Here is a 22,402-nt window from a genome sequence, read left to right as displayed (position 1 = left end):
CCAAGGCGTAAGACAATTCCGAACTTGAAACCAATTCCTTCAGCCTGACAGCGCTTGGGACCTATCCTACGCGCCTGCCGGAAGGCTCCGCATTGGCTGGGAAATACCCCGGGGGTAACGTCGCCGGGTCGTCACATTTGACGACCGGGTGTGAGAAGCCCGCTGTATTTCAACCCCGCTGGCCAGTTATGGCAGCTGTGCGCGTGCAGGCTCAGGCCTGGCCGTGATGGTTGGAACACGGTCTTCTCACCTCGCGCATGGCTGCCACCCTAGTTTGTGAGAAGGACGGAGGTGGTTGTTCAACAACATTTCCAACCGGTAACCACAAATGAAAAAGATCGTCCCTGATCCGCCATACCCCATCCCCTACATCACCATCATCAACGACCTCGCCCCCGAGGAAGCCATGGCCCAGGCCAACAAGCTGATGGAAACCCTCGCCGACACGGTCCACGCCTACGTGAACTGCCAGCCCGACGACCGTCTCGACGTGATGATGGACAGCGCCGAAATCCTCTCGCAACTGGTGCTGGCCCTGATCCGCCACGCTCGAACCAAGGGGGCACCGGTATGAGCGACGACCTCAAGCCTGGCCCGACCCAGGGCCAGACCACCTGCCTCGAGATTTTCCGCATCCAGCCCGGCATCCCGTTCGATCATGCCTTCAGCGACCTCTCCGTGCTGCTCGGCTGCGTGGCGCACTTCACCACCGAGGCCGAAATGGAAGGCGACCTCATGGCCGGCAGCGCCGCGCGGATTCTCAGCGGCCTGGCCAAGGGGCTGATCGATGACATGGAGCTGGGGCTGAATCGAGGGCGGTGAAAGGGGCTGCCAGGCAGCAAACCATGATGCCGCGGTCAGCTTAAATCCTGTGGGAGCGGCTTCAGCCGCGAAGCAAGCGACGCGGTGGATGGCACCGGCTATGCCGGTGTTCGCGGCTAAAGCCGCTCCTACAGGGTCAGGTTGGATCAATGGGGTATGGGCGCGTCCAGGGATGCCAGCGCGAGCCACTGTCGTTAGACTGTCATCTCCCCACCACCGGACAGGAGTCCCGGCGTGCCCGACCCCCGCAGTTTCCCCAGCGACCTGTGCCTCGACAGCCCACGCCTGCAGCTGCGCCCCATGCGCCATGGCGACGCGCAGCAGTGGCTGACCATCATGGCCGACCCCGAGGTGATGCGTTACTGGTACCACGCCCCCTGGCAGACCCTGGCCGAGGCCGAAAGCGCCCTGGCCGCCGACCGGGAAGCCTACGCCGCCGGCCAGCTGCTCAAGCTGGGCATGTACCGCCGCGACAACGGCGAGCTGATCGGCATGGTCCAGCTGTTCAATCTCGAAGAGGGCTCGCGCCGTGGCGAGATCGGCTATTGCCTGGCCAAGTCCGCCCAGGGTCGCGGTTACATGGACGAGGCCCTGACCTGCTTCATCGACTACCTCGCCCATACCCTGCACCTGCGTCGCCTGGAGGCGGAAATCGACCCGCGCAACCAAGGCTCGGCGCGTACCCTGGAGCGTCAGGGCTTCGTGCTGGAGGGCACCTTGCGCGCCCGCTGGTGCGTGGCGGGCGAGTTGTCCGACTCGGGCCTCTACGGCCTGTTGCTCGAACCGCCTGTCGCCTGATGCCGACCTGCGCTATGGTCGGTGTTCGATCGACGACTGACGGAGCACCTGGGTGCCTGCTTTCTACCTGACCTGCAGCCTGGCGCTGTACCTGTCGAGCCTGGCCTTCGATGGCGCCCTGACCGGCGCCGGCCAGCATGTGCCGGCCTTGCAGATGCTGCTCTACGGGCCTTGGGGCATGGCCTTCGGCTTGTACCAGTGGTTCGCTAACCCGCTGCTGGCGCTGGCGATCCTCGCCCATCGCAGGTTCCGCCGCCTGGCGCTGGTCTGCGGGTTGGCGGCCCTGTACCTGGCGGCCAGCAGCTTTGCCATCACCCGGCTGCCGGACAACCAGAGCTATGCGTTCCAGGACGTGAGCGGCTTTGGCGCGGGGTTCTACCTGTGGTTGCTGGCGATCCTGGTGTTCTGCCTGGGGCAGCTCTGGTGGTGCTGGAAGGCCCGTTCGGCCGACGATGTGCCGGGCTGGCGCTGGCTGGATGTGGCGCTGATCGCGGCGCTGGGCGTGACGATGTATGCGGCGACGCAGATGCCGTCGCTGCGTTTCGAGCCGCACAAGGTGATCGCGCCGCCGGAGCAGCCGCACACCTTGTGACCTTTCGCGCTTAAAGTGTTGAGAATCGCAGAACCTTGAAAGGGATGGTGCTTGCAGCGGGCGTCTATCCGAGTGAGCAAGAGCGTCTGAACTTCAGGTCACCTGGCGCACCGTCCCCCACTGCACCACGACCATGCCCAGCACGATCATGCCCACCCCGGCCAAGCGCATCAGGTTCACCGGCCGCTCCGGCAACCCCATCAGCCCGAACTGGTCGATCAGCAGCGACGACAGCACCTGCCCGGCCACCACGCAGACGATGAACCCCGCCGCCCCCAGCCGTGGCGTCAGCACCAGCGCGGCGGTGATGTAGAGCACCCCGGCCACGCCGCCGAACCAGGCCCACCACGGCGCCTGCGCCAGCTGCTGGACCTGCGGCATGGGCGCGCGCATCAGCAGCAGGGCCGGCACCAGCATCAGCAGGCTGACCAGCAGCGACACCCCCGCCGCCCACAACGGGTGGCCCAGCAAGCGTCCGAGCGCGGCGTTGCTGCCAGCCTGGAACGGCACGGCGGCACCGGCCAGCAGGGCGACGAGCAGGGGAAGGGCGGACAAGAGGTTGGCGGGCATGCTGTCTACTCCTGATCAGAACACTGGCGCCAGTCTCCGGCATGCATTTCAATGATGGAAATTCGAATTTCACACAGGCTGTATTCGCACCATGGATGATCTGCGCCGCATCGATCTCAACCTGCTGCTCACCCTGCATGCCTTGCTCAGCGAGCAGCACGTCTCCCGCGCGGCCTTGCGCCTGCATCGCAGTCAACCGGCGGTGAGCCACGCACTGGCGCAACTGCGGGAGATCTTCGCCGATCCGCTGCTGGTGCGTCGGGGCGGTCGCTTGCAACTCAGCGCCCGCGCCGAAGCCCTGCGCGAGCCCTTGCAGCAGGCGCTGGGGCAACTCGACGACCTGCTCGGCAGCCCAGGGTTCGAGCCCGGCAAGGCCCGGCGCAGCTTTCGCCTGGCCATGTCCGACTACGGCGCGCGGGTGGTATTGCCGGCCCTGATGCACCTGCTGCGCCGCGAGGCCCCGGGTATCGACCTGGTGGTGTCGCAGGGCAGCCGCGAGGCGATGGTCGGCCAGTTGATCGACGGTGAGGTCGACCTGGCGCTGGGCGTGTTTCCCGAGTTGCCGGCCGAGATAGCGCAGCAGGTGCTGTTCGAAGAGTCCTTCGTCTGCCTGGCCGACCGCGCGAGCCTGCCGGCCAGGGGCGGCCTCGACCTCGACCAGTGGCTGGCCCGGCCCCATGTGCTGGTGGCCGTGCGCCCCGGTATCGACAACGAGATCGACCAGGCCCTGGCCAGCCAGGGCGCGCGTCGCCGCATCGCCCTGACCTTGCCGCATTGGGGCGTGGCCCAGAGCGTGATCGCCGGCACCGACCTGGTGCTCACCGTCGCCCGCCGCAGTCTGGCCGGCGCCCGACTGGACCCAGCCTTGCGCCGGTTCGAGCCGCCGCTGGCGATCTCGCCTTTCGCCTTCACCCAGACCTGGCACGTCCGCCGCGAGGGGGATGCCGGGCATCGCTGGCTGCGCGGGCAGATCCAGGCGCTGTGCATGCGCTAGGCTATGTCGCGTTCACCCCAGACAAGGAACCTCCATGTTCAAGCGTTATCTGTTCGGCACCGTCGCCGCGCTGGCCCTGGCCACGGCCCACGCCGAGGACTACTCGCCCACCTATACCCAATGCATGGACAAGGCCTCCAGCACCCTGGCCATGGGCGCTTGCATCCAGGCCGAGACCCAGCTGCAGGACGATCGGCTGAACCGCGTGTACAAGCAGCTGATGGCCAAGCTCGACGCCCAGCAGCAGAAAGAGCTGCGCGAGGTGCAGCGCACCTGGATGAAGTACCGCGACGGCAATTGCGCGTTTCACGGCAAGCTCAGCAGCGGCAGCATCTACCGCATCGAAGGGGCGATGTGCGAGATGGACATGAGCAAGGACCGCGCGGCGGAGCTGGAGCGGGTGCTCAGCCCGGGGCAGTGACCTGCTCGGATTCCTCGATCCTGTGGGAGCAACTGTCTTGCTCAATTTTTAGAATCTGGCGCGATCCCTGTGGGAGCGGGCTTGTCGGGACGCCGAACCGCCGCGAACACGGGCGAAGCCCGTGCCATTCACCACTGTGTCGGCCTCGCGGGCAGACCCGCTCCCACAGGGGAACAATCAGCCGTTGCGGCGCTGGCGCCCGGCCCGGGCCTTGAGGTACTCGCGCACTTCCACGCCATCCCCGGCGAATTCGATCCGGCCAGACTTGGCCTCGCGCTGGAAGGCATACATCGGGTCGTAGTACTCCTTGAGCAAGCCCTCGATCCAGCCCCGGTGCAGGCTGACATCGCCACTGCGCAGCTGCTCTTCCAGCGCCTGGTCCAACAGCGCGGACAGCCGCTGGAAGCGTTCGCCGCCCAGGCGCTTGTGAATATTGGCCATGCTCTGGCGCATGCGTTCGGCGAACAGGCGACGCCCGTCTTCCTCACCCTGGACTTCGACGAATTCCGCGCACAGGTTGATCACGTAGTCCCGCAGGATGCGCTCCACGCGGTTGGCGAAACTGTCCTCCAGCCACACCATCGGGTACTGCTGCATGCCCTGGTAGAGCTCCAGCGGCACCGAGCAGCTGCCGACGATGCGCCCTTCGTCCTCCAGCACGAACTGGTCGATGCCGCGTGCGCGCTTTTTCAGTACATCGATGGCCAGGCGGTTTTCGAAGTCGATCTGCGCCGGCTGCGCGGTGGCGCGCTTGCCGAAGCTGGAGCCGCGGTGGTTGGCGTGGCCTTCGAGGTCCAGCACGTTGTCCAGCTGGTGCAGCACGTCGGTCTTGCCGGTGCCGGTCAAACCGCCCACCAGCACGAAGTCGCATTCAGCGACGGCCTGTTGCGTGGTTTCCAGCAGCAGGGTGCGCATGGCCTTGTAGCCGCCGACCACCTTGGGGTACTGGATGCCGGCGTCCCTGAGCCAGCCCTGGACGATCTGCGAACGCAGCCCGCCACGGAAGCAATAGAGATAGCCGTCGGGATGGGCCTGGGCGAAGGCCGCCCAGGCGTCCAGGCGTTGTTGCTTGAGCGCGCCGCCGACCAACTGGTGGCCGAGGGCGATGGCGGCGGCCTGGCCTTGCTGCTTGAAGCAGGTGCCGACCTTCTGCCGCTCCTGGTCGTTCATCAGCGGCAGGTTGATGACGCCGGGGAAGGCGCCCTTGGTGAATTCGATCGGCGCACGCATGTCCATCATCGGTACGTCGTCGAGGAACAGCTGTTTCAGCTCGGTGCAGTCGGGGCGCATCAGATCACCTCGACCGCGTGGCTCTGTCGCTCGACCAGCGCGCCGATCGGCGCCAGGTCCAGCCCCAGCTCCCGCGCCACGGCGAGGAATTCGGCCTCGCCTTCGGACGTGACCGCCACCAGCAGGCCTCCGCTGGTCTGCGGGTCGCACAGCAGGTGCTTCTGGTCGTCGCTCAGCGCGCCGATCTTGTGCCCATAACTGTCGAAGTTGCGCAGGGTGCCGCCGGGGATGCAGCCCTCGGCCAGGTAGTAGTCGACGCTGGGCAGGCGTGGCACGGCATCGAACTGCAGGCGCGCGGTCAGGCCGCTGCCCTCGGCGACTTCGACCAGGTGACCGAGCAGGCCGAAGCCAGTGACGTCGGTCATGGCCTTGACGCCGTCGAGCTTGCCGAAGCGGCTGCCCGGGGTGTTGAGGGTACACATCCAGTCGCGGGCCAGGCCCTGGTCCTGCTCGCGCAGCTTGGCCTTCTTCTCGGCGGTGGTGAGGATGCCGATGCCCAGCGGCTTGGTCAGGTAGAGCTTGCAGCCGACGCTGGCGGTGTCGTTGCGCTTGAGGTGGCGCTTGCTCACCACGCCGGTGACGGCCAGGCCGAAGATCGGTTCGGGGGCGTCGATGGAGTGGCCGCCGGCCAGCGGAATGCCGGCCTCGGCGCACACGGCGCGGCCGCCACGGATCACTTCGCGGGCCACCTCTGGCGGCAGCACGTTGACTGGCCAGCCGAGAATGGCGATGGCCATCAGCGGGTCGCCGCCCATGGCGTAGATGTCGCTGATGGCGTTGGTGGCGGCGATGCGACCGAAGTCGTACGGATCGTCGACGATGGGCATGAAGAAGTCGGTGGTCGAGACCACGCCGCGCTCGTCGTCCAGGGCATAGACCGCCGCGTCGTCGCGCGAGGCGTTGCCGACCCACAGTTTCGGGTCCAGGGCCTGGGTGCCGCTCTCGGCCAGGATCACATCCAGCACCTTCGGGGAGATCTTGCAGCCACAGCCAGCGCCATGGCTGTACTGGGTCAGGCGAATCGGCTCGCTCATACGCACCTCGGATTTTCGTGATGCGCGATTGTAGCAAAGCTGGCCTTTGCGCCAGTGGCTCTTATAATTCCCTCGGTCAGCTGCAAGCTGCAAGCTGCAAGCTTCAAGCTTCAAGTCAGGACGGCGGATGCTAACTTGCTTTTTCTTGCAGCTTGCAGCTTGCAGCTGCTTTCCCCGCTATTGAACCGGAGACCCCCCCATGCTCAAACGCCCTCTGGCACTGGTTGCCGGCCTCGCGCTGTCTTGCTGCGCCGTGATCGCCCAGGCCGCCGACGTCCTGCGCGTCAGCGCGATCCCCGACGAAGCGCCGACCGAGCTGCTGCGCAAGTTCAAGCCGCTGGGTGAATACCTCGAACAACAACTGGGCATGAAGGTGCAGTTCGTGCCGGTCGCCGACTACCCGGCGGTGGTCGAGTCGCTGGCCAGCGACCGCCTGGACCTGGCCTGGCTGGGGGGCTTCACCTTCGTCCAGGTGCACCTGAAAGACCCGACCGCGACCCCCTTGGTGCAGCGAGAGCAGGATGCCCAGTTCACCTCCAAGTTCATCACCGCCAACCCGGACGTGAAGAGCCTCAAGGATCTGAAGGGCAAGACCTTCGCCTTCGGTTCGATTTCGTCCACCTCCGGCAGCCTGATGCCACGCTACTTCATGCTCAAGCAAGACAACATCAAGCCCGAGAGCTACTTCAGCCGCGTCGCCTATTCCGGCGCCCACGATGCCACCGTGGCCTGGGTGCAGGCCGGCAAGGTCGACGCCGGGGTGCTCAACGCCAGCGTCTGGCAGAAGCTGGTCGACGCCGGCAAGGTCGACACCAGCAAGGTGAAGGTGTTCGCCACCACCCCGACCTACTACGACTACAACTGGACCGTGCGCGGCAGCATGGACCCGGCGCTGAAAGAGAAGATCAAGCAGGCCTTCCTCGCCCTCGACCCGGCCAAGCCGTCGGACAAGGCGATCCTCGACCTGCAAGCCGCCAGCCGCTTCATCGAGACCAAGCCCGAGAACTACCAGGGCACCGAGCAAGCCGCGCGTGAGGCCGGCCTGCTCAAGTGACTATTCGTCTGCAAGGGGCCGGCCTGCGCCATGGCCAGGTCCAGGCCCTGAAGGCTGTCGACCTGCGTATCGACAAAGGCGAGCGGGTGGCGATCATCGGCCCGTCCGGGGCCGGCAAGTCCAGCCTGCTGCACCTGATGGCCACCGCCGTGCAACCCAGCGCCGGGCAACTGACGCTGCTCGACGCCCAGCCCTGGGCGTTGTCGGCGCGTGCTCGCCAGCGTCTGCGGGCGCGGGTTGCCCTGGTGCACCAGGCGCCGCCCTTGCCGCCGCGCCAGCGGGTGGTGACGGCGGTGCTGGCCGGGCGCCTGGGGCAGTGGGGCACCCTGCGCGGGCTGCTCAATCTGCTGCATCCGGGCGATGTGCCGGGCGCGCGCCAGGCGCTGGCCGAACTGGGCATGGCGGACAAGCTGTTCGTCCAGTGCGGGCAACTGTCCGGTGGCCAGCTGCAGCGGGTCGGCATCGCCCGGGCGCTGTACCAGAACCCCGAGGTGCTGCTGGCCGACGAGCCGGTCTCGGCGATGGACCCGGTGCTGGCCGACCACAGCCTGGCGCTGCTCAACCGCCATGCCCTGGCGCACGGCGTGACGCTGGTGGCCAGCCTGCATGCGGTGGAACTGGCGCTGGCGCATTTCCCCCGGATCATTGGTATCCGTGAAGGACAGGTGGTGTTCGACTGCCCGGCCCAGGCGGTGAGCGAGGAGCTGCTGGATGCCCTCTATGCCAACGAGCAACTGCTCTCGCCGGTCGCGCCCGGGCCGACCCTGACGGTGCAGATTCCACGATGCTGAAAGCCGACGCCCGCGACCCCGCGGCGCTGCCCCGACTGTTGCTGACCTTGTTGTGCCTGGCCCTGCTGTGGCCGGGGCTGCAACTGAGCGAGCTGAATCCCGGCGTGCTGCTGCAGGCAGAGAACCGCCAGCAGATGGCCAGCTTCGTCAGCGCCTTCTGGCCCCCGGCCCATGATCGCGACTTTCTCGGCCTGTTGTGGCAAGCCACCTTGCAGACCTTGGCCGTGGCCACCACCGGCATGGCCCTGGCGCTGCTGCTGGCGGTCCCGACCAGCCTGCTGGCCAGTCGCGCCCTGTCGCTGCGCGCCGCCTCGCGCGGTGGCCGCCCGGGCTTCTGGTCGCGCGCCCTGCGCCTGCCCGTGCGCGGCCTGCTGGTGTTCCTGCGCAGCGTGCCGGAGATCGTCTGGGCGTTGCTGTTCGTGCGTGCCGTGGGCCTGGGGCCGACCGCAGGCGTGCTGGCCATCGCCATCACCTACAGCGGCATGCTCGGCAAGGTCTACGCGGAAATCTTCGAGTCGGTCGACCAGCGCCCGGCCCATGCCCTGCTGCAGGCCGGCAGCAGCCGCTTGGCGGCGTTCTGCTACGGCATCCTGCCCAACGCGGCGACCGAGCTGGTGTCGTACACCGTCTATCGCTGGGAGTGCGCGGTGCGCGCCTCGGTGGTGATGGGCTTCGTCGGCGCCGGCGGGCTGGGGCAGCAGATCGACCTGTCGATGCGCATGTTCGCCGGCGCCGAGGTGGCGAGCATGCTGCTGGCGTTCCTGCTGCTGGTGGTGCTGGCCGACCTGCTCAGCCGCTTTCTGCGCGGGAGGCTGGCATGAACCGGGCGATCAACCTGCTGGTGCTGCTGGGTATCGTCGCGGCGGTGGTGGCGTCGTTCGCCTACCTGGAGCTGGACCTGCATGCCGTTGTCGGCAACGGCGGCCTGGGGCAGATGGCCGAGTATGCCGGGCGTTTCCTGCACCCGGACCTCTCGCTCGAGCACCTGCGCGCCGTGGGCTGGGGCGCGCTGGAGACCCTGGCGATGTCCGGGCTCGGCACCTTGCTGGCGATGGTGCTGGGCATGTTGCTGGCGTTGCCGGCAGCGGGGCGCTTCGGCTGGCCGTTGCAGGGGGCGGCGCGTCTGCTGCTGAACGCGCTGCGGGCGATTCCCGAACTGGTGTGGGCGGCGCTGACCGTGCTCGCTGCCGGGCTTGGGCCCAACGCCGGTACCCTGGCCCTGGCGCTGCATACGGCTGGCGTGCTCGGCCGCTTGTTCGCCGAGGCGCTGGAGAATGCGCCCCCGGAGCCGGCCGCGGCGATTCGCCTGCAAGGTGGCAGCCAGGTCGCGGCGTTCTGCTTCGGCACCCTGCCCAACCTGTGGCCACAGCTGCTGGCGTACAGCCTGTACCGCTGGGAGAACAACATCCGCATGGCCAGCGTACTTGGCTTTGTCGGCGCGGGCGGGCTGGGGCAGATGCTCTACACGACCCTGAGCCTGTTCCAGGAGGCCCAGGCCAGCACGGTAATCATCGCCATGCTGGTGCTGGTGTTGCTGGTGGATGCCTTCAGCGATGCGCTGCGCCAGCGCTACGTAAGGGCCTGAAACGCGCTGTTCGTGGGAGCGGGCTTGCCCCGCGATGGCGATTACCTGGGTTGACACGATCGCGGGGCAAGCCCGCTCCCACGGTGCATCACGTGGCCTGCGTCAATTCCCCACACTGCGCCTCGCGCTGCATGGACTCCAGGTTGCGCTCGATGGTCTCGCAGATGGTGTCCATCGGAATCTGATGCTCGCTGAAGCGAAACGGGCTCTGCAGGTCGGTACCGATGCGCTCGATCGCCAGCAGCATGAACCCCACCACCGTCGATGCCAGCGGCGTGAACCAGCCCAGCGACTCCACCAGCCCCACCGGCACGATCAGGCAGAACAGCGTGATGAACAGCCGTGGAAAGTACACGTAAGGGTAGGGCAGCGGCGTATTGGCGATGCGCTCCATGCCGCCCTGGGCGTTGGACAGGTCCACCAGCGTCGACTCCAGCCGTGCCAGGCGAATGCTGTCCAGGCGCCCTGCCTGGTATTCCCGCGCCAGCAACGCGGCCGAGCCGCCGAGAATGTCGTTGGCGAAGTTGTTCGAACGGTTGCGGCGCTCGAACTCCCCGGGCGGAATGAAGGCCATCAGCTCATCGGGGCATTTCTCGCCTTTTAGGTGCGCCGCCAGGCAATTGACATAGGCGATGTGCCGGCGCAGCAAAGTCGCTTTCACTGGGTTCGGCCCGTCAGCCGGGTCATCGACCAGCGTCAGCACCTGCCGCGCGAAGCTGCGCGAACCGTTCACCAGCGCGCCCCACAGCGTGCGCGCCTCCCACCAGCGGTTGTAGGCGCTGCTGTTGCGAAAGCTCACCAGCACCACCAGCGCCGAGCCCAGCAGGGTGAGGGGGATCAGCGGCAGGCTGAACTTGCTGTTGAAGAACAGCATGAAGTCGATGGTGACCAGCACGTCCCAGATCAGCAGCCAGAACAGCGACCAGCCGATGTAGCCGAAGGTCTTGACCACCAGGCGGTATTTGCGGGCGAGGAGGGCTTTCACGTGGGGGAACCTCGATGCGGGGATGCAGGTTCCGACGTCGCGGGAGGGGCAAGGTTCGGTGGGATTCGTCGCAGGGTGTTACGTGGTTATTCTGGATAGGGTTAAAGAAGAGGCCTACAGCAAGCGGTAAAGCTTCCCTCAGGGCTATGGTTTAGGCTCGTCACCATTCACATTGCGAGGTAGTCGTGCATGGCCAGTGAACTGACGCCATTCAAGATTGCGGATCTACTGGATTCCGAGGCAGCGATTCAGGAATACCTGTTACAGGTAGCGGCCGAAGGTGACGCTGATGAAATCATTCGAGCACAGTCCCATGTCCAGGCTGCGCGCTTGCGCAATACAGAAGGCTAGTCCAGCCAGATCCCCTGTCACCCAGCGCTTTGTCCTGCGCTGTCGCACGGTGAGCAGATCGCCAGCGTGGGAGCGGGCTTGCCCCGCGATGGGCTGCCACGTAGCCCCAATCCAGGCCACACTGCACACCCGTAAATCACCTCAACCTCAGCCCAACACCTGCTTCATCTGCACCAGCGCTACCCGGGACCCATCCGGCGCTTGCCGCTCCTCAATCCCGAACGGAACAAAACCCAGCTGTGGATAAAGCAGCAGCCCTGCGGTGTTGTGATTGAAACACGACACCCAGACCTCTCGCGCCGCGAACTCCTCGCGAGCCAGGGCGATCATGCGTTGTACAAGGTAGCGCGCCACGCCCTGACCCCGCGCAGTTGGGGCTACAACCACATTACCCAGTGCGCATATACCGCCGTGTTCGGCCTTGTAGAAATTGGCGAAGCCAGCGACCGCCCCGTCAATTTCGATCACCGTAGAGCCGCTGCGCTGGGCGATGGCTTCACTCAGTTGCTCGGGAGTGAGCGGGTAGGTGGCTTTGGGGAACATATAGAACAGTTCGTCCGGGCCTTGAGGCAAGTTGCAGAGCGTGGCGATGTCGGCAGGGCGGACGGGGCGATGGCTCAGTGGCATGGATGATGTTCCGCTGTGTGGATAGGTGACCAACCCAGTGTGGTCGGAAGGGTGGTGTTAGTGCTGGGCCGGCAAGTCATTACCTTACATCAGGAACCTGTGATCGCCCGCGCCAGCAACCGCGTCCTCCAGGGACAAACAAAGCTCACCGAACAACTGCTCGACGGTCTCCACCACATAGCTCCAGAATGCTGGGTTTTCGATAGTCTGCGACACCACGTGCAAGGGAAGAAAGCGACGCATCTCCGCCTGGAAGTCACGCTGCCTCTGTGCCTGCTGCAAACAGGCGACTCGCTCCGTACCTTGCAGCAATAGCCAGTCGGCAGTAACCGCGTGGTCCCCAAGTTTGCGCCTGACCAGTGCGAAAGCCGGTATCACGGCGCGCTGTTTGAGCCAGGCCAAGTCCCAGAGGTCACGATTCTTGATGCGTCCTCGGCGCAGGGCGAAAGCCAGCAGCTTGTCGATGAAGATCTCTTCGAGACTCTGCGTGTTGACGATCAATCCTTCGGTTCCCATATCGACCCCGTAGGGGTTCAGCAAGGTCATGGGTTTGTATTGATAGGACGGGACTGCGCAGATATCGATGTGGATTCTCTGCGCGGGCAGGTTACGAGCCTCGGGGCGTGTCTGCACGCACAGCTTCCAGGTGTCCACATTGCCAGGCGTGTGCAGCGGCTCGCTCACATCGACCTGCAATCCGTACTTTTCACTCAGCCTTGCGATCAGGCTTTCCTTCAGTGCCGAAAAGTCTTCCCGTTTGAAATCCGCGCCACCGGTGAAGTCGAGATCTTCACTCAGGCGCCTGGAACCGTAGCAGGTTCGCAGGCAAGTGCCGCCGATAAAGCAGAGCCTCTGCAGCAAGCCGGACTCGCTGAGTATCCGCAGGATGTCGTGATGCAGCAGCTCCTTTTCTACCACCACTTGCAGTGGCGCGAGCTCAGGTGTGTTGCCCAGGGCGTGCTGGACAAGTCGATCAAACAAGTTCATTGGCCGTTTTCCAGTCGATCAGCTCCAGATTGCGTCTGGTCCGTTTCATGTCGGCCAAGGCCAGCGAGGCTTTGGCGCGCCATAGGCGGCAGCGGTCGTCGTAGTCGAGTTGGCCGTTGAGTTCGAGAGCGGTACGGGTGGTATGGACGAACTCGACCGTGCCGAAAGCTGCGCAGCTTATGGTCTGGCTTCGTCCTGACGACATGATAGTCAGCCAGTTCTGTGGTACCTGAGAGATCACTCCGATATCGCTGAGGGCGCACTCGAGGCTGATGTAGTTGAGGTTGTCAGCTCGCAGGCGGGCCGCAGCGTGATAGAGCACGAGCCCAGGGTTGGGTTTGGCGGGAGTGAAGAGGTAAAGCCCCCTGCACACCCTGATCAGGATGCTGTCGTTGGACGCTCTGCTCAGCAGCGAGCGATAGGCACCGTCGGACAAGCCGGGCACCAGGGCGCGCATATCCGCTGGCGTGAACAGATAGCGCTGGGGCGTGGCGAGGTGATGCAGGCCTCGATAGAGGCGCTGGAGCGGCTGTGCAGGCATGGGAATGATTCAACAGAAAGTCACGGTTTGTGTAACTTAGTGTAGAACGGCAGCTGAGGCTATGCAGTAAGTTGCACTATGTGTGATTTTCTGTGTGGTTAGGCGTGTTGGAAGGGGTTGAGGAAAGTGTGCGGACGTGCGGGCTGATGCCAAGCATGTAAACCCGCAAGGATGCTGCTGGCGGCGAAGGTTTTCTGAGCTGTTGAATAGGCCGCTCAGAAATGCTCATCTGGGTAGCTGCGTCGCTACTGTGAGCAAGGCTTCATGCCTCTTGGCGCCCTGCCATACAAGACCTACTGCGTCGGCGCGAGGTTGATGACACTGTAGGTAAACTCGTAGTCCTCGCGCACGCTGCCGTTTTCGGCGTCCTTCACCTTGACTCGATCATCATCGTGTACGACCAATACTCGGTGCTGATCAAGCACTTCGACACCTTCCGGCTTGTTGGCGAACTTTATCGGTGCTCCATCCTTGCCTCTGACGGGTTGTGGCTGTCCTGCAGCGCCTTTTTCCAGAGGTAGCATCCACAGGTAACCACCGAGGACATCACCTTTTTCGAAGCTGGTGACGGCAAAGAAACGGTCATTGTTGTAACGGTCGAACTCGATGCCTGACAGTCCGAGCTCCGCAAGCGAGCCGTCGGGCAGTCCCAATTCGCGCGCAAGCTTGTCGGGTGTGAGGTCCAGGATGACCTTGAACGCATCGCCCAGCATCAGTTCTCCATCGTGCTGTTTCAACGAAACCGAGAGCAGCAGGAAGGAGAAAGTGGCCCTCTTGCTGTCCTGCCCGTACTTGCGGATGCCGATCAACAAGGTGCCGTCGGGGGCGGTTGTCAGTGCTTCGATCTGAAAATAAGACGCGGCGGGCGAATGGGCGCCTCCTTCCTGCTGTTTGTGCAAGTCGATCGCCTTGAAGATCTTTTCCCGCAGTTCGCGCGAGCTGGTGATACCGCCTCGCGTCGAGGGCGACAGGACCTTGGCCTGGTCCGGCGCGCTTACAGGCCAGTACACCAGGGTATTGAGCACATCGAGCCCGGGGTTATCGCGGGTGCCTTCCTTGTTGAATGCAGTACTGGCGATGACGAACTTGCCGTCCAGGGTGGTGGTCAGGGCTTCGTATTTGTCGGCCTGGCTCAAGGCCTGGTTTTCCAGGTAGGTAGGAGGGCCGATGGCCTGGTCGTCCTTGAGCTGCATCGTGAACACTGCGGAGCCAGTGGGGGTGGGCATGCGCTTGTCATTCACGAGGATCAACCCGGCACTGCTGCGCACAACCCCGGACACCTCGCAATTGACTTTCTGTACGGGGCTGAAGCAGGGGGCGATAAAGTGTTGTACCGACTCGGCGGTGACGGCCATGACGTTGGTCGTGGACAGGCAGCACAACACGCCTGCCAACAGGATGGATACGTTCCGTGTGCACATGCGCTTGATTCCCTGGCAGTTGGCGCCTGATTGCGTCCTTCACGGTCAACATACCCATGGTCTAGAGCCGAGGGTAACTGGCATTTTTGCCAGGTGCGAGGCAATGGCGAGAGCCGAGGGAAGGGCAGCTGCCAGTTGCAGGCGCAAAAAAACCGACCATAAGGTCGGTTCTTTGCGAGTCCTGATGTCCGAGAGAGCCGTTACCTACAGGTATATCGCATCACTCGCACGGCTATCAGCCGCCTGGTTCACTTCAGCGAAACTTCATTGAACTTGAGTGCCTGCTCTTCATTCATGCGAGTACGGAAGATGAGCTTGATGGATGGCGAGCGCTCGATCTTGCGATCAGCTTCCTGGAAAACCAACGTGACACGGGTGGGCACAGTACGAATCAGCTGGAACTCACCCCATGGATTGTTGCGTTGCTGGCCCACGCGCATTTCGCCGACACGCAACGGGGCGCCTGCTTCGTCGAACAGGCGGGAAGCGTTATCGAAGCGGAAATCACGGTCCATGCCCTGGTTGGTCAGCTCGAAGGTGCAGTTGGGGAAGCGGCCAATGTTCTCGCAACCGATCAGTTCGAACCTGACGTCATCCACCACCTCAAGGCGCTTGCCAAGCAGGTTGTTGCCTTCGTTTTCGACCACGGTCGATTGCACCTTGGCGAACTCGAAGGAAGGCTTCGCATACTCCGTACCCAGAATGAAGAAAATGAACGAGACCGCGGCGATCAGGAAGGTCAGCAGCGTGCCGTGCAGTACTTTGGGCAGGTTGCGCATCTGCCAGCAGATCGACAGGCTGCCAAGCAGCGTGAAGGTACTCACCAGCAGCACGATATTGCGCCAGTTGATGAAGCCAAAGCCAAACACGCTGGGATCAGGCACCAGGTAAGTGATGACAGCCCACATGCCGCCGAGCAGTACACCTATCCCTGTCATTACCTTGGCCACGAGAGATGTGATTCGGCTGCTACGTGTGGAAGGCAAGGTCTGTTCTGCCTGAATCATGCGAACTCCGTTTCGAGGCTGGGATAAAGCGCTAGGCTGATTGCAAACTGACATTATCGGCATCTGAAACGGGTTTGGTAAAGCGCATGACCGAGGGAGGGCATGAAAAGACGAGGGATCGGGCACGTCGACGGATGCACCAATTTGCAGGCACAAAAAAACCGACCATAAGGTCGGTTTTTTCTGGATCTTGGTGCCCCGAGGGAGACTCGAACTCCCACTCCTTTCGAAAACGGATTTTGAATCCGCCGCGTCTACCAATTCCGCCATCAGGGCTTGTGGCGCCGCAGTATAGAGAGGTGCCTCTGGTCGGTCAATCGGCTTTCATGGTCAATTTTCACGCATTGGGCTAAACTTCCCGGCCCTGTCGAACCCGAACATCATCATGCGCGTCGCCGATTTTTCCTTCGAACTCCCCGATTCCCTGATCGCCCGCCATCCGTTGGCCGAGCGCCATGGCAGCCGCCTGCTGGTGCTCGACGGCCCCAGTGGCGAACTGGCCCACAAGCAGTTCACCGATCTGCTCGACTATCTGCGCCCGGGCGACCTGATGGTGTTCAACAACACGCGGGTGATCCCGGCGCGGCTGTTCGGCCAGAAAGCCTCCGGCGGCAAGCTGGAAGTGCTGGTCGAGCGCGTGCTCGACAGCCACCGCGTGCTGGCCCATGTGCGCGCCAGCAAGGCGCCGAAAGAGGGCGCGCAGATCCTCATCGACGGCGGCGGCGAGGCCGAGATGGTCGCTCGCCACGACACGCTGTTCGAGCTGCGCTTCAGCGAAGAGGTGCTGCCGCTGCTGGAGCGCGTCGGCCATATGCCGCTGCCGCCGTACATCGACCGCCCGGACGAGGGCGCCGACCGCGAGCGCTACCAGACCGTCTACGCCGAGCGCGCCGGTGCCGTGGCGGCGCCGACCGCCGGCCTGCACTTCGACGAGGAGCTGCTGGCGAAGATCGCCGCCAAGGGCGTCGAGCGGGCCTTCGTTACCCTGCACGTCGGCGCGGGCACCTTCCAGCCGGTGCGGGTCGACAAGATCGAAGACCACACCATGCACAAGGAATGGCTCGAAGTGAGCCAGGACGTGGTCGATGCCGTCCAGGCCTGTCGGGCCCGTGGTGGCCGGGTGATCGCCGTGGGCACCACCAGCGTGCGTTCGCTGGAAAGCGCCGCCCGCGATGGCGAGCTCAAGGCGTTCAGCGGCGATACCGATATCTTCATCTTCCCGGGCCGGCCATTCCATGTGGTCGATGCCCTGGTCACCAACTTCCACCTGCCGGAGTCCACGCTGCTGATGCTGGTCTCGGCCTTCGCCGGTTACCCCGAGACCATGGCTGCCTACGCGGCGGCGGTGGCGAACGGTTACCGCTTCTTCAGTTACGGTGATGCCATGTTCATCACCCGCAATCCGGCGCCACGCGGCCCAGAGGATCAAGCATGAGTCGCACCTGTCGAATGTCGTTCGAACTGCTGGCCACCGACGGCAAGGCCCGTCGCGGCCGGCTGACCTTCCCCCGTGGCACCGTCGAGACCCCGGCCTTCATGCCGGTGGGCACCTACGGCACGGTCAAGGGCATGCTGCCGCGCGACATCGAGGCCATCGGCGCCGAGATCATCCTCGGCAATACCTTCCACCTGTGGCTGCGCCCGGGCACCGAGGTCATCAAAAAACACAACGGCCTGCACGACTTCATGCAATGGAAAGGCCCTATCCTCACTGATTCCGGTGGTTTCCAGGTGTTCAGCCTGGGCGCCATGCGCAAGATCAAGGAGGAAGGTGTGACTTTCGCATCGCCAGTGGATGGTTCGAAAGTGTTCATGGGCCCGGAAGAGTCCATGCAGGTCCAGCGCGACCTGGGCTCGGACATCGTGATGATCTTCGACGAGTGCACGCCGTACCCGGCCGAGCACGACGTGGCGCGCACCTCCATGGAGCTGTCGCTGCGCTGGGCCCAGCGCTCGAAGAACGCCCATGGTGACAACACCGCGGCACTGTTCGGCATCGTCCAGGGCGGCATGTACCAGGACCTGCGCATGCGCTCGCTGGAAGCGCTGGTCAACATCGACTTCGATGGCCTGGCCATCGGCGGTCTGTCGGTGGGCGAGCCCAAGCACGAGATGATCAAGGTGCTGGACTACCTGCCCGCGCAGATGCCGGCTGACAAACCTCGTTACCTTATGGGGGTAGGCAAGCCGGAAGATCTTGTAGAGGGTGTGCGCCGCGGCGTCGACATGTTCGACTGCGTGATGCCGACGCGCAATGCGCGCAACGGCCATCTGTTCGTCGATACCGGGGTGATCAAGATCCGTAACGCATTCCATCGCCATGATGAATCGCCGCTGGATCCGACCTGCGATTGCTATACCTGCACCAACTTCTCCCGCGCTTATCTGCACCACTTGGACAAGTGCGGCGAAATGTTGAGCAGCATGCTCAATACCATCCACAACTTGCGCCATTACCAGCGCTTGATGGCCGGTTTACGCGAGGCTATTCAACAGGGTAAATTGGCCGCCTTTGTCGACGCCTTCTACGCCAAGCGCGGGCTGCCTGTGCCGCCCTTGGACTGACTGTCCGCATCCATTATTAGAAAACATTCATTAGGAGTGCCCAATGAGCTTCTTGATTCCCGCCGCCTACGCGGACGCAGCAGCCCCAGCCGCCGGCCCAGCCGGTACCGGCTTCGAGTGGATCTTCCTGGTCGGTTTCCTGGTCATCTTCTACCTGATGATCTGGCGCCCGCAGGCCAAGCGTGCCAAAGAGCAGAAGAACCTGCTGAGCAACCTGCAAAAAGGTGACGAAGTGGTCACCACTGGCGGCATCGCCGGCAAGATCGTCAAGGTCGCCGACGACTTCGTGGTCCTGGAAGTGTCGGACAACGTCGAGCTGAAGTTCCAGAAGGGCGCCATTGCCGCGACCCTGCCAAAAGGTACGCTCAAGGCTATCTGAGTTACCGGTTTCATTTTTCCAGTCGGGGCGCGCAAAGCGCCCCGCGTCTTGAACGGGCGGCGTGATGCTGAACAAATACCCTCTGTGGAAATACCTGCTGATCGTGGTGGTACTGGCGGTCGGCTTCATTTATTCCGCACCCAACCTCTACCCGGATGATCCGGCGGTGCAGATCAGCGGCGCCAGTTCCGCCCTGCATGTCAGCCAGGCCGACCTCGATCGCGTGACCAAGGCGCTGACCGATGCCGGGATCGCGGTCAAAGGCAGCAGCCTGGGCGAGAAGGGCAGTGCGCTGGTGCGCCTGACCAACCAGGAAGCTCAGCTGCCGGCCAAGGATGTGGCGCGCAAGACCCTGGGCGATGACTACGTCGTAGCCCTGAACCTGGCCCAGACCACCCCGCAGTGGCTGCGCAACCTGGGTGCCAGCCCGATGAAGCTGGGCCTGGACCTGTCCGGTGGCGTGCACTTCCTGCTGGAAGTGGACATGGACAAGGCCATGACCGCTCGCATGAAAGTCTACGAAGGCGAGGTCAAGACCTTGCTGCGCAAAGAGCGCGTCCGCTACCGCAGCCTGCCTCAGCAGGACGGCGGCATCATGCTGGGCTTCGCCGACGATGCTACCCGCGAGCAGGCACGCAGCCTGATCCGCAAGAATTTCAACGATTTCGACCTGACCACCACCGAGCGCAACGAGCTCGCCGTGCTGCGCCTGGCGCTGACCCAGGCCAAGGTTGCCGAAATCCGTGAATACTCCATCAAGCAGAACCTGACCACCGTTCGCAACCGTGTGAACGAGCTGGGCGTGGCCGAACCGCTGGTGCAGCGCCAGGGCGCCAACCGCATCGTGGTCGAGCTGCCGGGCGTGCAGGACACCGCCGAAGCCAAGCGTATCCTCGGCAAGACCGCCAACCTGGAGTTCCGCTTCGGTGCCGAGCCGGGCGCGTCCAAGGCCACCACCGAGGTGTTCGAGTTCCGCGAAGGCGGCCGCTCCGCCGCGGTCGAGCGCGGGCTGATCATCACCGGTGACCAGGTTACCGACGCCCAGGCCAGCTTCGACGAGCATGGTCGCCCGCAGGTGAACATCCGCCTGGATGGCCATGGCGGCGAGCTGATGAGCCGTGCCACCCGCACCAACGTCGGGCGCAGCATGGCGGTGATCTTCATCGAGCAGAAGCCGGTCACCCGCTATCAGAAGCAGATGGTCGGTGGCGTCGAGAAGGAGGTCGCGGTCCAGACCTTCCAGGAAGAGAAGAAGATCATCAGCCTGGCGACCATCCAGTCGCCGCTGGGCAGCCAGTTCCGCATCACCGGCCTGAACGGCCAGGGCGAGTCCTCCGAGCTGGCGCTGCTGCTGCGTGCCGGTGGCCTGGCCGCGCCGATGTACTTCGCCGAAGAGCGCACCATTGGCCCGAGCCTGGGTGCCGACAACATCACCAAGGGTATCGACGCATCCCTGTGGGGCATGCTGTTCGTCTCGCTGTTCATCATCGCCATCTACCGCGCCTTCGGCGTGCTGGCGACCATCGCCCTGGCGGGCAACATGGTCCTGCTGCTGGCGCTGATGTCGTTGCTGGGCGCCACCCTGACCCTGCCGGGCATCGCCGGTATCGTGCTGACCATGGGCATGGCGGTGGACGCCAACGTGCTGATCTTCTCGCGTATCCGTGAAGAGATCGCCGCTGGCATGTCGGTGCAGCGCGCGATCCACGAAGGCTTCAACCGCGCCTACTCGGCGATCGTCGATGCCAACCTGACCACCCTGTTGGTCGGCGGTATCCTGTTCGCCATGGGGACCGGCCCGGTCAAGGGCTTCGCGGTCACCATGTCCCTCGGGATTTTCACCTCGATGTTCACCGCCGTCATGGTGACCCGCGCACTGGTCAACCTGACCTGCGGCGGGCGTGACATCAAGAAGCTGTGGGTTTGAGGGAGCTGCGATGAAAACCATCAACTTCATGGGCGTGCGCAATGTCGCGTTCGCCATTACCGTGCTCCTCACCGTGTTGGCGCTGTTCAGCTGGTGGCACAAGGGCCTGAACTTCGGTCTGGACTTCACCGGCGGTACGCTGATCGAGCTGACCTACGAGCGTCCTGCGGACCTGGAGAAGGTACGTACCGAGCTGGTCGGCTCCGGTTTCCACGATGCCGTGGTGCAGAGCTTCGGCGCCACCACCGACCTGCTGGTGCGCATGCCGGGCGATGACCCGCAGCTGGGTAACCGCGTGGCCGAGGCGCTGCAGAAGATCGGCGGCGACAACCCGGCCACGGTCAAGCGTGTCGAGTTCGTCGGCCCGCAGGTGGGTGAAGAGCTGCGTGACCAGGGCGGCCTCGGCATGCTCCTGGCTCTGGGCGGCATCCTCATCTACCTGGCCTTCCGCTTCCAGTGGAAGTTCGCGGTCGGCGCCATCGTCTCGCTGATCCACGACGTGGTGGTCACCCTGGGCATCCTGTCGTTCTTCCAGATCACCTTCGACCTGACGGTGCTGGCGGCGGTGCTGGCGATCATCGGCTACTCGCTCAACGACACCATCGTGGTGTTCGACCGGGTGCGCGAGAACTTCCGGGTAATGCGCAAGGCTTCGCTGATCGAGAACATCAACATCTCGACCACCCAGACCCTGTTGCGTACCGTCGCCACCTCGGTGTCGACCTTGCTGGCCATCGCCGCGCTGCTGTTCTTCGGCGGCGACAACCTGTTCGGCTTCTCCCTGGCACTGTTCATCGGTGTCATGGCCGGTACCTACTCGTCGATCTACATCGCCAACGTGGTGCTGATCTGGCTGAACCTGAGCAGCGAAGACCTGATTCCACCGGTCAAGACCGAGGGTGTGGACGACCGTCCTTAAGGAATCGTCCTACGCCATTTGGCGTAAAGAGAGGCGCGAGTGTTGAACTCGCGCCTTTTTTTTTGCTCCAAGGCAGGGAGAAGGCGGGCCGGAGCCCGCGGGTACGATCAGGAGGTTCACGTGAACAAATCAATGCTGGTGGGTGCGGTTCTGGGTGCTGTCGGTGTGACTGCCGGAGGTGCTGTGGCGACCTACAGCTTGGTGAACAAGGGGCCTGAGTACGCCCAGGTCACCGACGTGCAGCCGATCAAGCAGCAGGTGAAGACGCCGCGCGAGGTCTGCAAGGATGTCACCGTCACGCGCCAGGCGCCGGTCAAGGACCAGCACCAGATCGCCGGCACGGTGGTGGGCGCCATTGCCGGTGGCCTGCTGGGCAACCAGGTCGGTGGCGGCACGGGCAAGAAGATCGCCACGGTCGCCGGTGCGGTGGGTGGTGGCTACGCGGGCAACAAGGCCCAGGAGTACATGCAGGAGCGTGACACCTACACGACCACGCAGACCCGCTGCAACACGGTCAACGACATCAGCGACAAGGTGGTGGGCTACAACGTCACCTATTCGATCGGTGACCAGGTGGGCAAGGTGAAGATGGATCACGAGCCGGGCTCGACCATTCCGCTGGACAAGAATGGCAAGCTGATCCTGGGGCAGAACCAGCCGGGGCAGTGATCTCGGCACGGGCTGCTTTCTGTAGGAGCGGCCTTGTGTCGCGATAGGGGTGCGAAGCGCCCCAGGATCTTCG

At 64.0% G+C, this 22,402-nt stretch carries 26 protein-coding genes and 1 tRNA gene; 17 read left to right on the top strand and 10 right to left on the bottom strand.

The features are described from left to right. Positions 1 to 328: 328 nt before the first annotated feature. The 4 genes from N5D48_RS02320 to N5D48_RS02305 all read left to right on the top strand — a co-directional run bounded on the left by N5D48_RS02320 (position 329) and on the right by N5D48_RS02305 (position 2,212). Positions 329 to 574 (top strand): hypothetical protein, encoded by a 246-nt coding sequence (locus N5D48_RS02320; RefSeq protein WP_279880643.1) that lies wholly within the window; start codon positions 329 to 331, stop codon positions 572 to 574. Next, positions 571 to 822 (top strand): DUF3077 domain-containing protein, encoded by a 252-nt coding sequence (locus N5D48_RS02315; RefSeq protein WP_279880641.1) that lies wholly within the window; start codon positions 571 to 573, stop codon positions 820 to 822. Before N5D48_RS02320 ends, N5D48_RS02315 begins: the two co-directional genes overlap by 4 nt. Positions 823 to 1,056: 234 nt before the next feature. Next, positions 1,057 to 1,620 carry a GNAT family N-acetyltransferase gene (locus N5D48_RS02310; protein ID WP_134690010.1) on the top strand — a complete coding sequence of 188 codons (564 nt, stop codon included), beginning with the start codon at positions 1,057 to 1,059 and terminating at the stop codon, positions 1,618 to 1,620. 52 nt (positions 1,621 to 1,672) lie between these two features. Next, the gene (locus N5D48_RS02305; protein WP_279880637.1) at positions 1,673 to 2,212 is read left to right on the top strand and encodes a hypothetical protein; all 540 of its coding nucleotides are present in this window, start codon (positions 1,673 to 1,675) and stop codon (positions 2,210 to 2,212) included. 93 nt (positions 2,213 to 2,305) lie between these two features. On the opposite strand, the gene N5D48_RS02300 is transcribed toward N5D48_RS02305, so the two are convergent. Next, complete coding sequence (locus N5D48_RS02300) at positions 2,306 to 2,782, bottom strand: DMT family transporter (protein WP_279880636.1); 477 nt, start codon at positions 2,780 to 2,782, stop codon at positions 2,306 to 2,308. 91 nt (positions 2,783 to 2,873) lie between these two features. On the opposite strand from N5D48_RS02300, the gene N5D48_RS02295 reads away from it, so the two are divergent. Both N5D48_RS02295 and N5D48_RS02290 read left to right on the top strand, forming a co-directional pair. Further along, positions 2,874 to 3,776, top strand: coding sequence for a LysR family transcriptional regulator (locus N5D48_RS02295; RefSeq protein ID WP_279880634.1), 903 nt, complete (start codon positions 2,874 to 2,876; stop codon positions 3,774 to 3,776). A 34-nt stretch (positions 3,777 to 3,810) separates the two neighbouring features. Then, positions 3,811 to 4,197 (top strand): lysozyme inhibitor LprI family protein, encoded by a 387-nt coding sequence (locus tag N5D48_RS02290; RefSeq protein WP_279880632.1) that lies wholly within the window; start codon positions 3,811 to 3,813, stop codon positions 4,195 to 4,197. Between the two features lie 177 nt (positions 4,198 to 4,374). Here N5D48_RS02290 and mnmH read toward each other — a convergent pair whose 3' ends face one another. After that, positions 4,375 to 5,487 (bottom strand): tRNA 2-selenouridine(34) synthase MnmH, encoded by a 1,113-nt coding sequence (gene mnmH / locus N5D48_RS02285; protein WP_279880630.1) that lies wholly within the window; start codon positions 5,485 to 5,487, stop codon positions 4,375 to 4,377. Further along, complete coding sequence (selD, locus tag N5D48_RS02280) at positions 5,487 to 6,521, bottom strand: selenide, water dikinase SelD (RefSeq protein WP_279880628.1); 1,035 nt, start codon at positions 6,519 to 6,521, stop codon at positions 5,487 to 5,489. Before selD ends, mnmH begins: the two co-directional genes overlap by 1 nt. 199 nt (positions 6,522 to 6,720) lie before the next feature. On the opposite strand from selD, the gene N5D48_RS02275 reads away from it, so the two are divergent. The 4 genes from N5D48_RS02275 to phnE are packed head-to-tail and all read left to right on the top strand — an operon-like array spanning position 6,721 to position 9,951. Continuing rightward, on the top strand, positions 6,721 to 7,575 hold the full coding sequence (locus N5D48_RS02275) for a putative selenate ABC transporter substrate-binding protein (RefSeq protein WP_279880626.1): 855 nt from the start codon (positions 6,721 to 6,723) through the stop codon (positions 7,573 to 7,575). Next, the gene (locus N5D48_RS02270) at positions 7,572 to 8,366 is read left to right on the top strand and encodes an ATP-binding cassette domain-containing protein (RefSeq protein WP_279880624.1); all 795 of its coding nucleotides are present in this window, start codon (positions 7,572 to 7,574) and stop codon (positions 8,364 to 8,366) included. The genes N5D48_RS02275 and N5D48_RS02270 overlap by 4 nt, the downstream gene beginning before the upstream one ends. Then, positions 8,360 to 9,187 carry an ABC transporter permease subunit gene (locus tag N5D48_RS02265; RefSeq protein ID WP_279880623.1) on the top strand — a complete coding sequence of 276 codons (828 nt, stop codon included), beginning with the start codon at positions 8,360 to 8,362 and terminating at the stop codon, positions 9,185 to 9,187. The genes N5D48_RS02270 and N5D48_RS02265 overlap by 7 nt, the downstream gene beginning before the upstream one ends. Beyond that, on the top strand, positions 9,184 to 9,951 hold the full coding sequence (phnE, locus tag N5D48_RS02260; RefSeq protein ID WP_279880620.1) for a phosphonate ABC transporter, permease protein PhnE: 768 nt from the start codon (positions 9,184 to 9,186) through the stop codon (positions 9,949 to 9,951). The genes N5D48_RS02265 and phnE overlap by 4 nt, the downstream gene beginning before the upstream one ends. Positions 9,952 to 10,039: 88 nt before the next feature. Here the strand turns inward: phnE and N5D48_RS02255 are convergent, their stop codons facing one another. Continuing rightward, positions 10,040 to 10,936, bottom strand: a complete 897-nt coding sequence (locus N5D48_RS02255) for a bestrophin family ion channel (RefSeq protein WP_279880618.1) — start codon at positions 10,934 to 10,936, stop codon at positions 10,040 to 10,042. Positions 10,937 to 11,125: 189 nt separating this feature from the next. Here N5D48_RS02255 and N5D48_RS02250 point away from each other — a divergent pair, with 189 nt between their 5' ends. Beyond that, positions 11,126 to 11,287: a hypothetical protein gene (locus tag N5D48_RS02250; protein WP_157763504.1), complete on the top strand. Its 162-nt coding sequence runs from the start codon at positions 11,126 to 11,128 to the stop codon at positions 11,285 to 11,287. Positions 11,288 to 11,434: 147 nt separating this feature from the next. Here N5D48_RS02250 and N5D48_RS02245 read toward each other — a convergent pair whose 3' ends face one another. From N5D48_RS02245 to N5D48_RS02220, 6 genes are all read right to left on the bottom strand, one after another. Continuing rightward, positions 11,435 to 11,914 (bottom strand): GNAT family N-acetyltransferase, encoded by a 480-nt coding sequence (locus N5D48_RS02245; RefSeq protein ID WP_279880614.1) that lies wholly within the window; start codon positions 11,912 to 11,914, stop codon positions 11,435 to 11,437. 84 nt (positions 11,915 to 11,998) lie between these two features. After that, positions 11,999 to 12,901 (bottom strand): nucleotidyl transferase AbiEii/AbiGii toxin family protein, encoded by a 903-nt coding sequence (locus tag N5D48_RS02240; protein WP_279880612.1) that lies wholly within the window; start codon positions 12,899 to 12,901, stop codon positions 11,999 to 12,001. Continuing rightward, positions 12,888 to 13,442 (bottom strand): hypothetical protein, encoded by a 555-nt coding sequence (locus N5D48_RS02235; protein WP_279880609.1) that lies wholly within the window; start codon positions 13,440 to 13,442, stop codon positions 12,888 to 12,890. The genes N5D48_RS02240 and N5D48_RS02235 overlap by 14 nt, the downstream gene beginning before the upstream one ends. Positions 13,443 to 13,735: 293 nt before the next feature. Beyond that, a complete protein-coding gene (locus N5D48_RS02230; RefSeq protein ID WP_279880607.1) occupies positions 13,736 to 14,797 on the bottom strand; it encodes a hypothetical protein in 1,062 nt (353 codons plus the stop codon). A gap of 314 nt (positions 14,798 to 15,111) precedes the next feature. After that, positions 15,112 to 15,870: a hypothetical protein gene (locus tag N5D48_RS02225; RefSeq protein ID WP_028689578.1), complete on the bottom strand. Its 759-nt coding sequence runs from the start codon at positions 15,868 to 15,870 to the stop codon at positions 15,112 to 15,114. A 191-nt stretch (positions 15,871 to 16,061) separates the two neighbouring features. After that, positions 16,062 to 16,146 (bottom strand) — tRNA-Leu (locus N5D48_RS02220). A 109-nt stretch (positions 16,147 to 16,255) separates the two neighbouring features. Between N5D48_RS02220 and queA the strand changes: the two genes are divergently transcribed. The 6 genes from queA (at position 16,256) to N5D48_RS02190 (ending at position 22,329) form a co-directional block, all read left to right on the top strand. Further along, complete coding sequence (gene queA / locus N5D48_RS02215) at positions 16,256 to 17,305, top strand: tRNA preQ1(34) S-adenosylmethionine ribosyltransferase-isomerase QueA (RefSeq protein ID WP_279880603.1); 1,050 nt, start codon at positions 16,256 to 16,258, stop codon at positions 17,303 to 17,305. A gap of 14 nt (positions 17,306 to 17,319) precedes the next feature. Continuing rightward, positions 17,320 to 18,435: a tRNA guanosine(34) transglycosylase Tgt gene (gene tgt, locus N5D48_RS02210; protein WP_023629281.1), complete on the top strand. Its 1,116-nt coding sequence runs from the start codon at positions 17,320 to 17,322 to the stop codon at positions 18,433 to 18,435. A 43-nt stretch (positions 18,436 to 18,478) separates the two neighbouring features. Next, positions 18,479 to 18,814, top strand: coding sequence for a preprotein translocase subunit YajC (yajC, locus tag N5D48_RS02205; RefSeq protein WP_279880600.1), 336 nt, complete (start codon positions 18,479 to 18,481; stop codon positions 18,812 to 18,814). Between the two features lie 64 nt (positions 18,815 to 18,878). Then, positions 18,879 to 20,741, top strand: coding sequence for a protein translocase subunit SecD (secD, locus tag N5D48_RS02200; RefSeq protein ID WP_279880597.1), 1,863 nt, complete (start codon positions 18,879 to 18,881; stop codon positions 20,739 to 20,741). 10 nt (positions 20,742 to 20,751) lie between these two features. Beyond that, positions 20,752 to 21,660 carry a protein translocase subunit SecF gene (gene secF, locus N5D48_RS02195; RefSeq protein ID WP_279880596.1) on the top strand — a complete coding sequence of 303 codons (909 nt, stop codon included), beginning with the start codon at positions 20,752 to 20,754 and terminating at the stop codon, positions 21,658 to 21,660. Between the two features lie 120 nt (positions 21,661 to 21,780). Beyond that, complete coding sequence (locus N5D48_RS02190; RefSeq protein WP_279880593.1) at positions 21,781 to 22,329, top strand: glycine zipper 2TM domain-containing protein; 549 nt, start codon at positions 21,781 to 21,783, stop codon at positions 22,327 to 22,329. Positions 22,330 to 22,402 lie beyond the last annotated feature (73 nt).

This window comes from Pseudomonas sp. GD03858 (assembly GCF_029840925.1).
GTDB lineage: Bacteria > Pseudomonadota > Gammaproteobacteria > Pseudomonadales > Pseudomonadaceae > Aquipseudomonas.
This window is presented reverse-complemented; position numbering and strand designations above follow the sequence as displayed.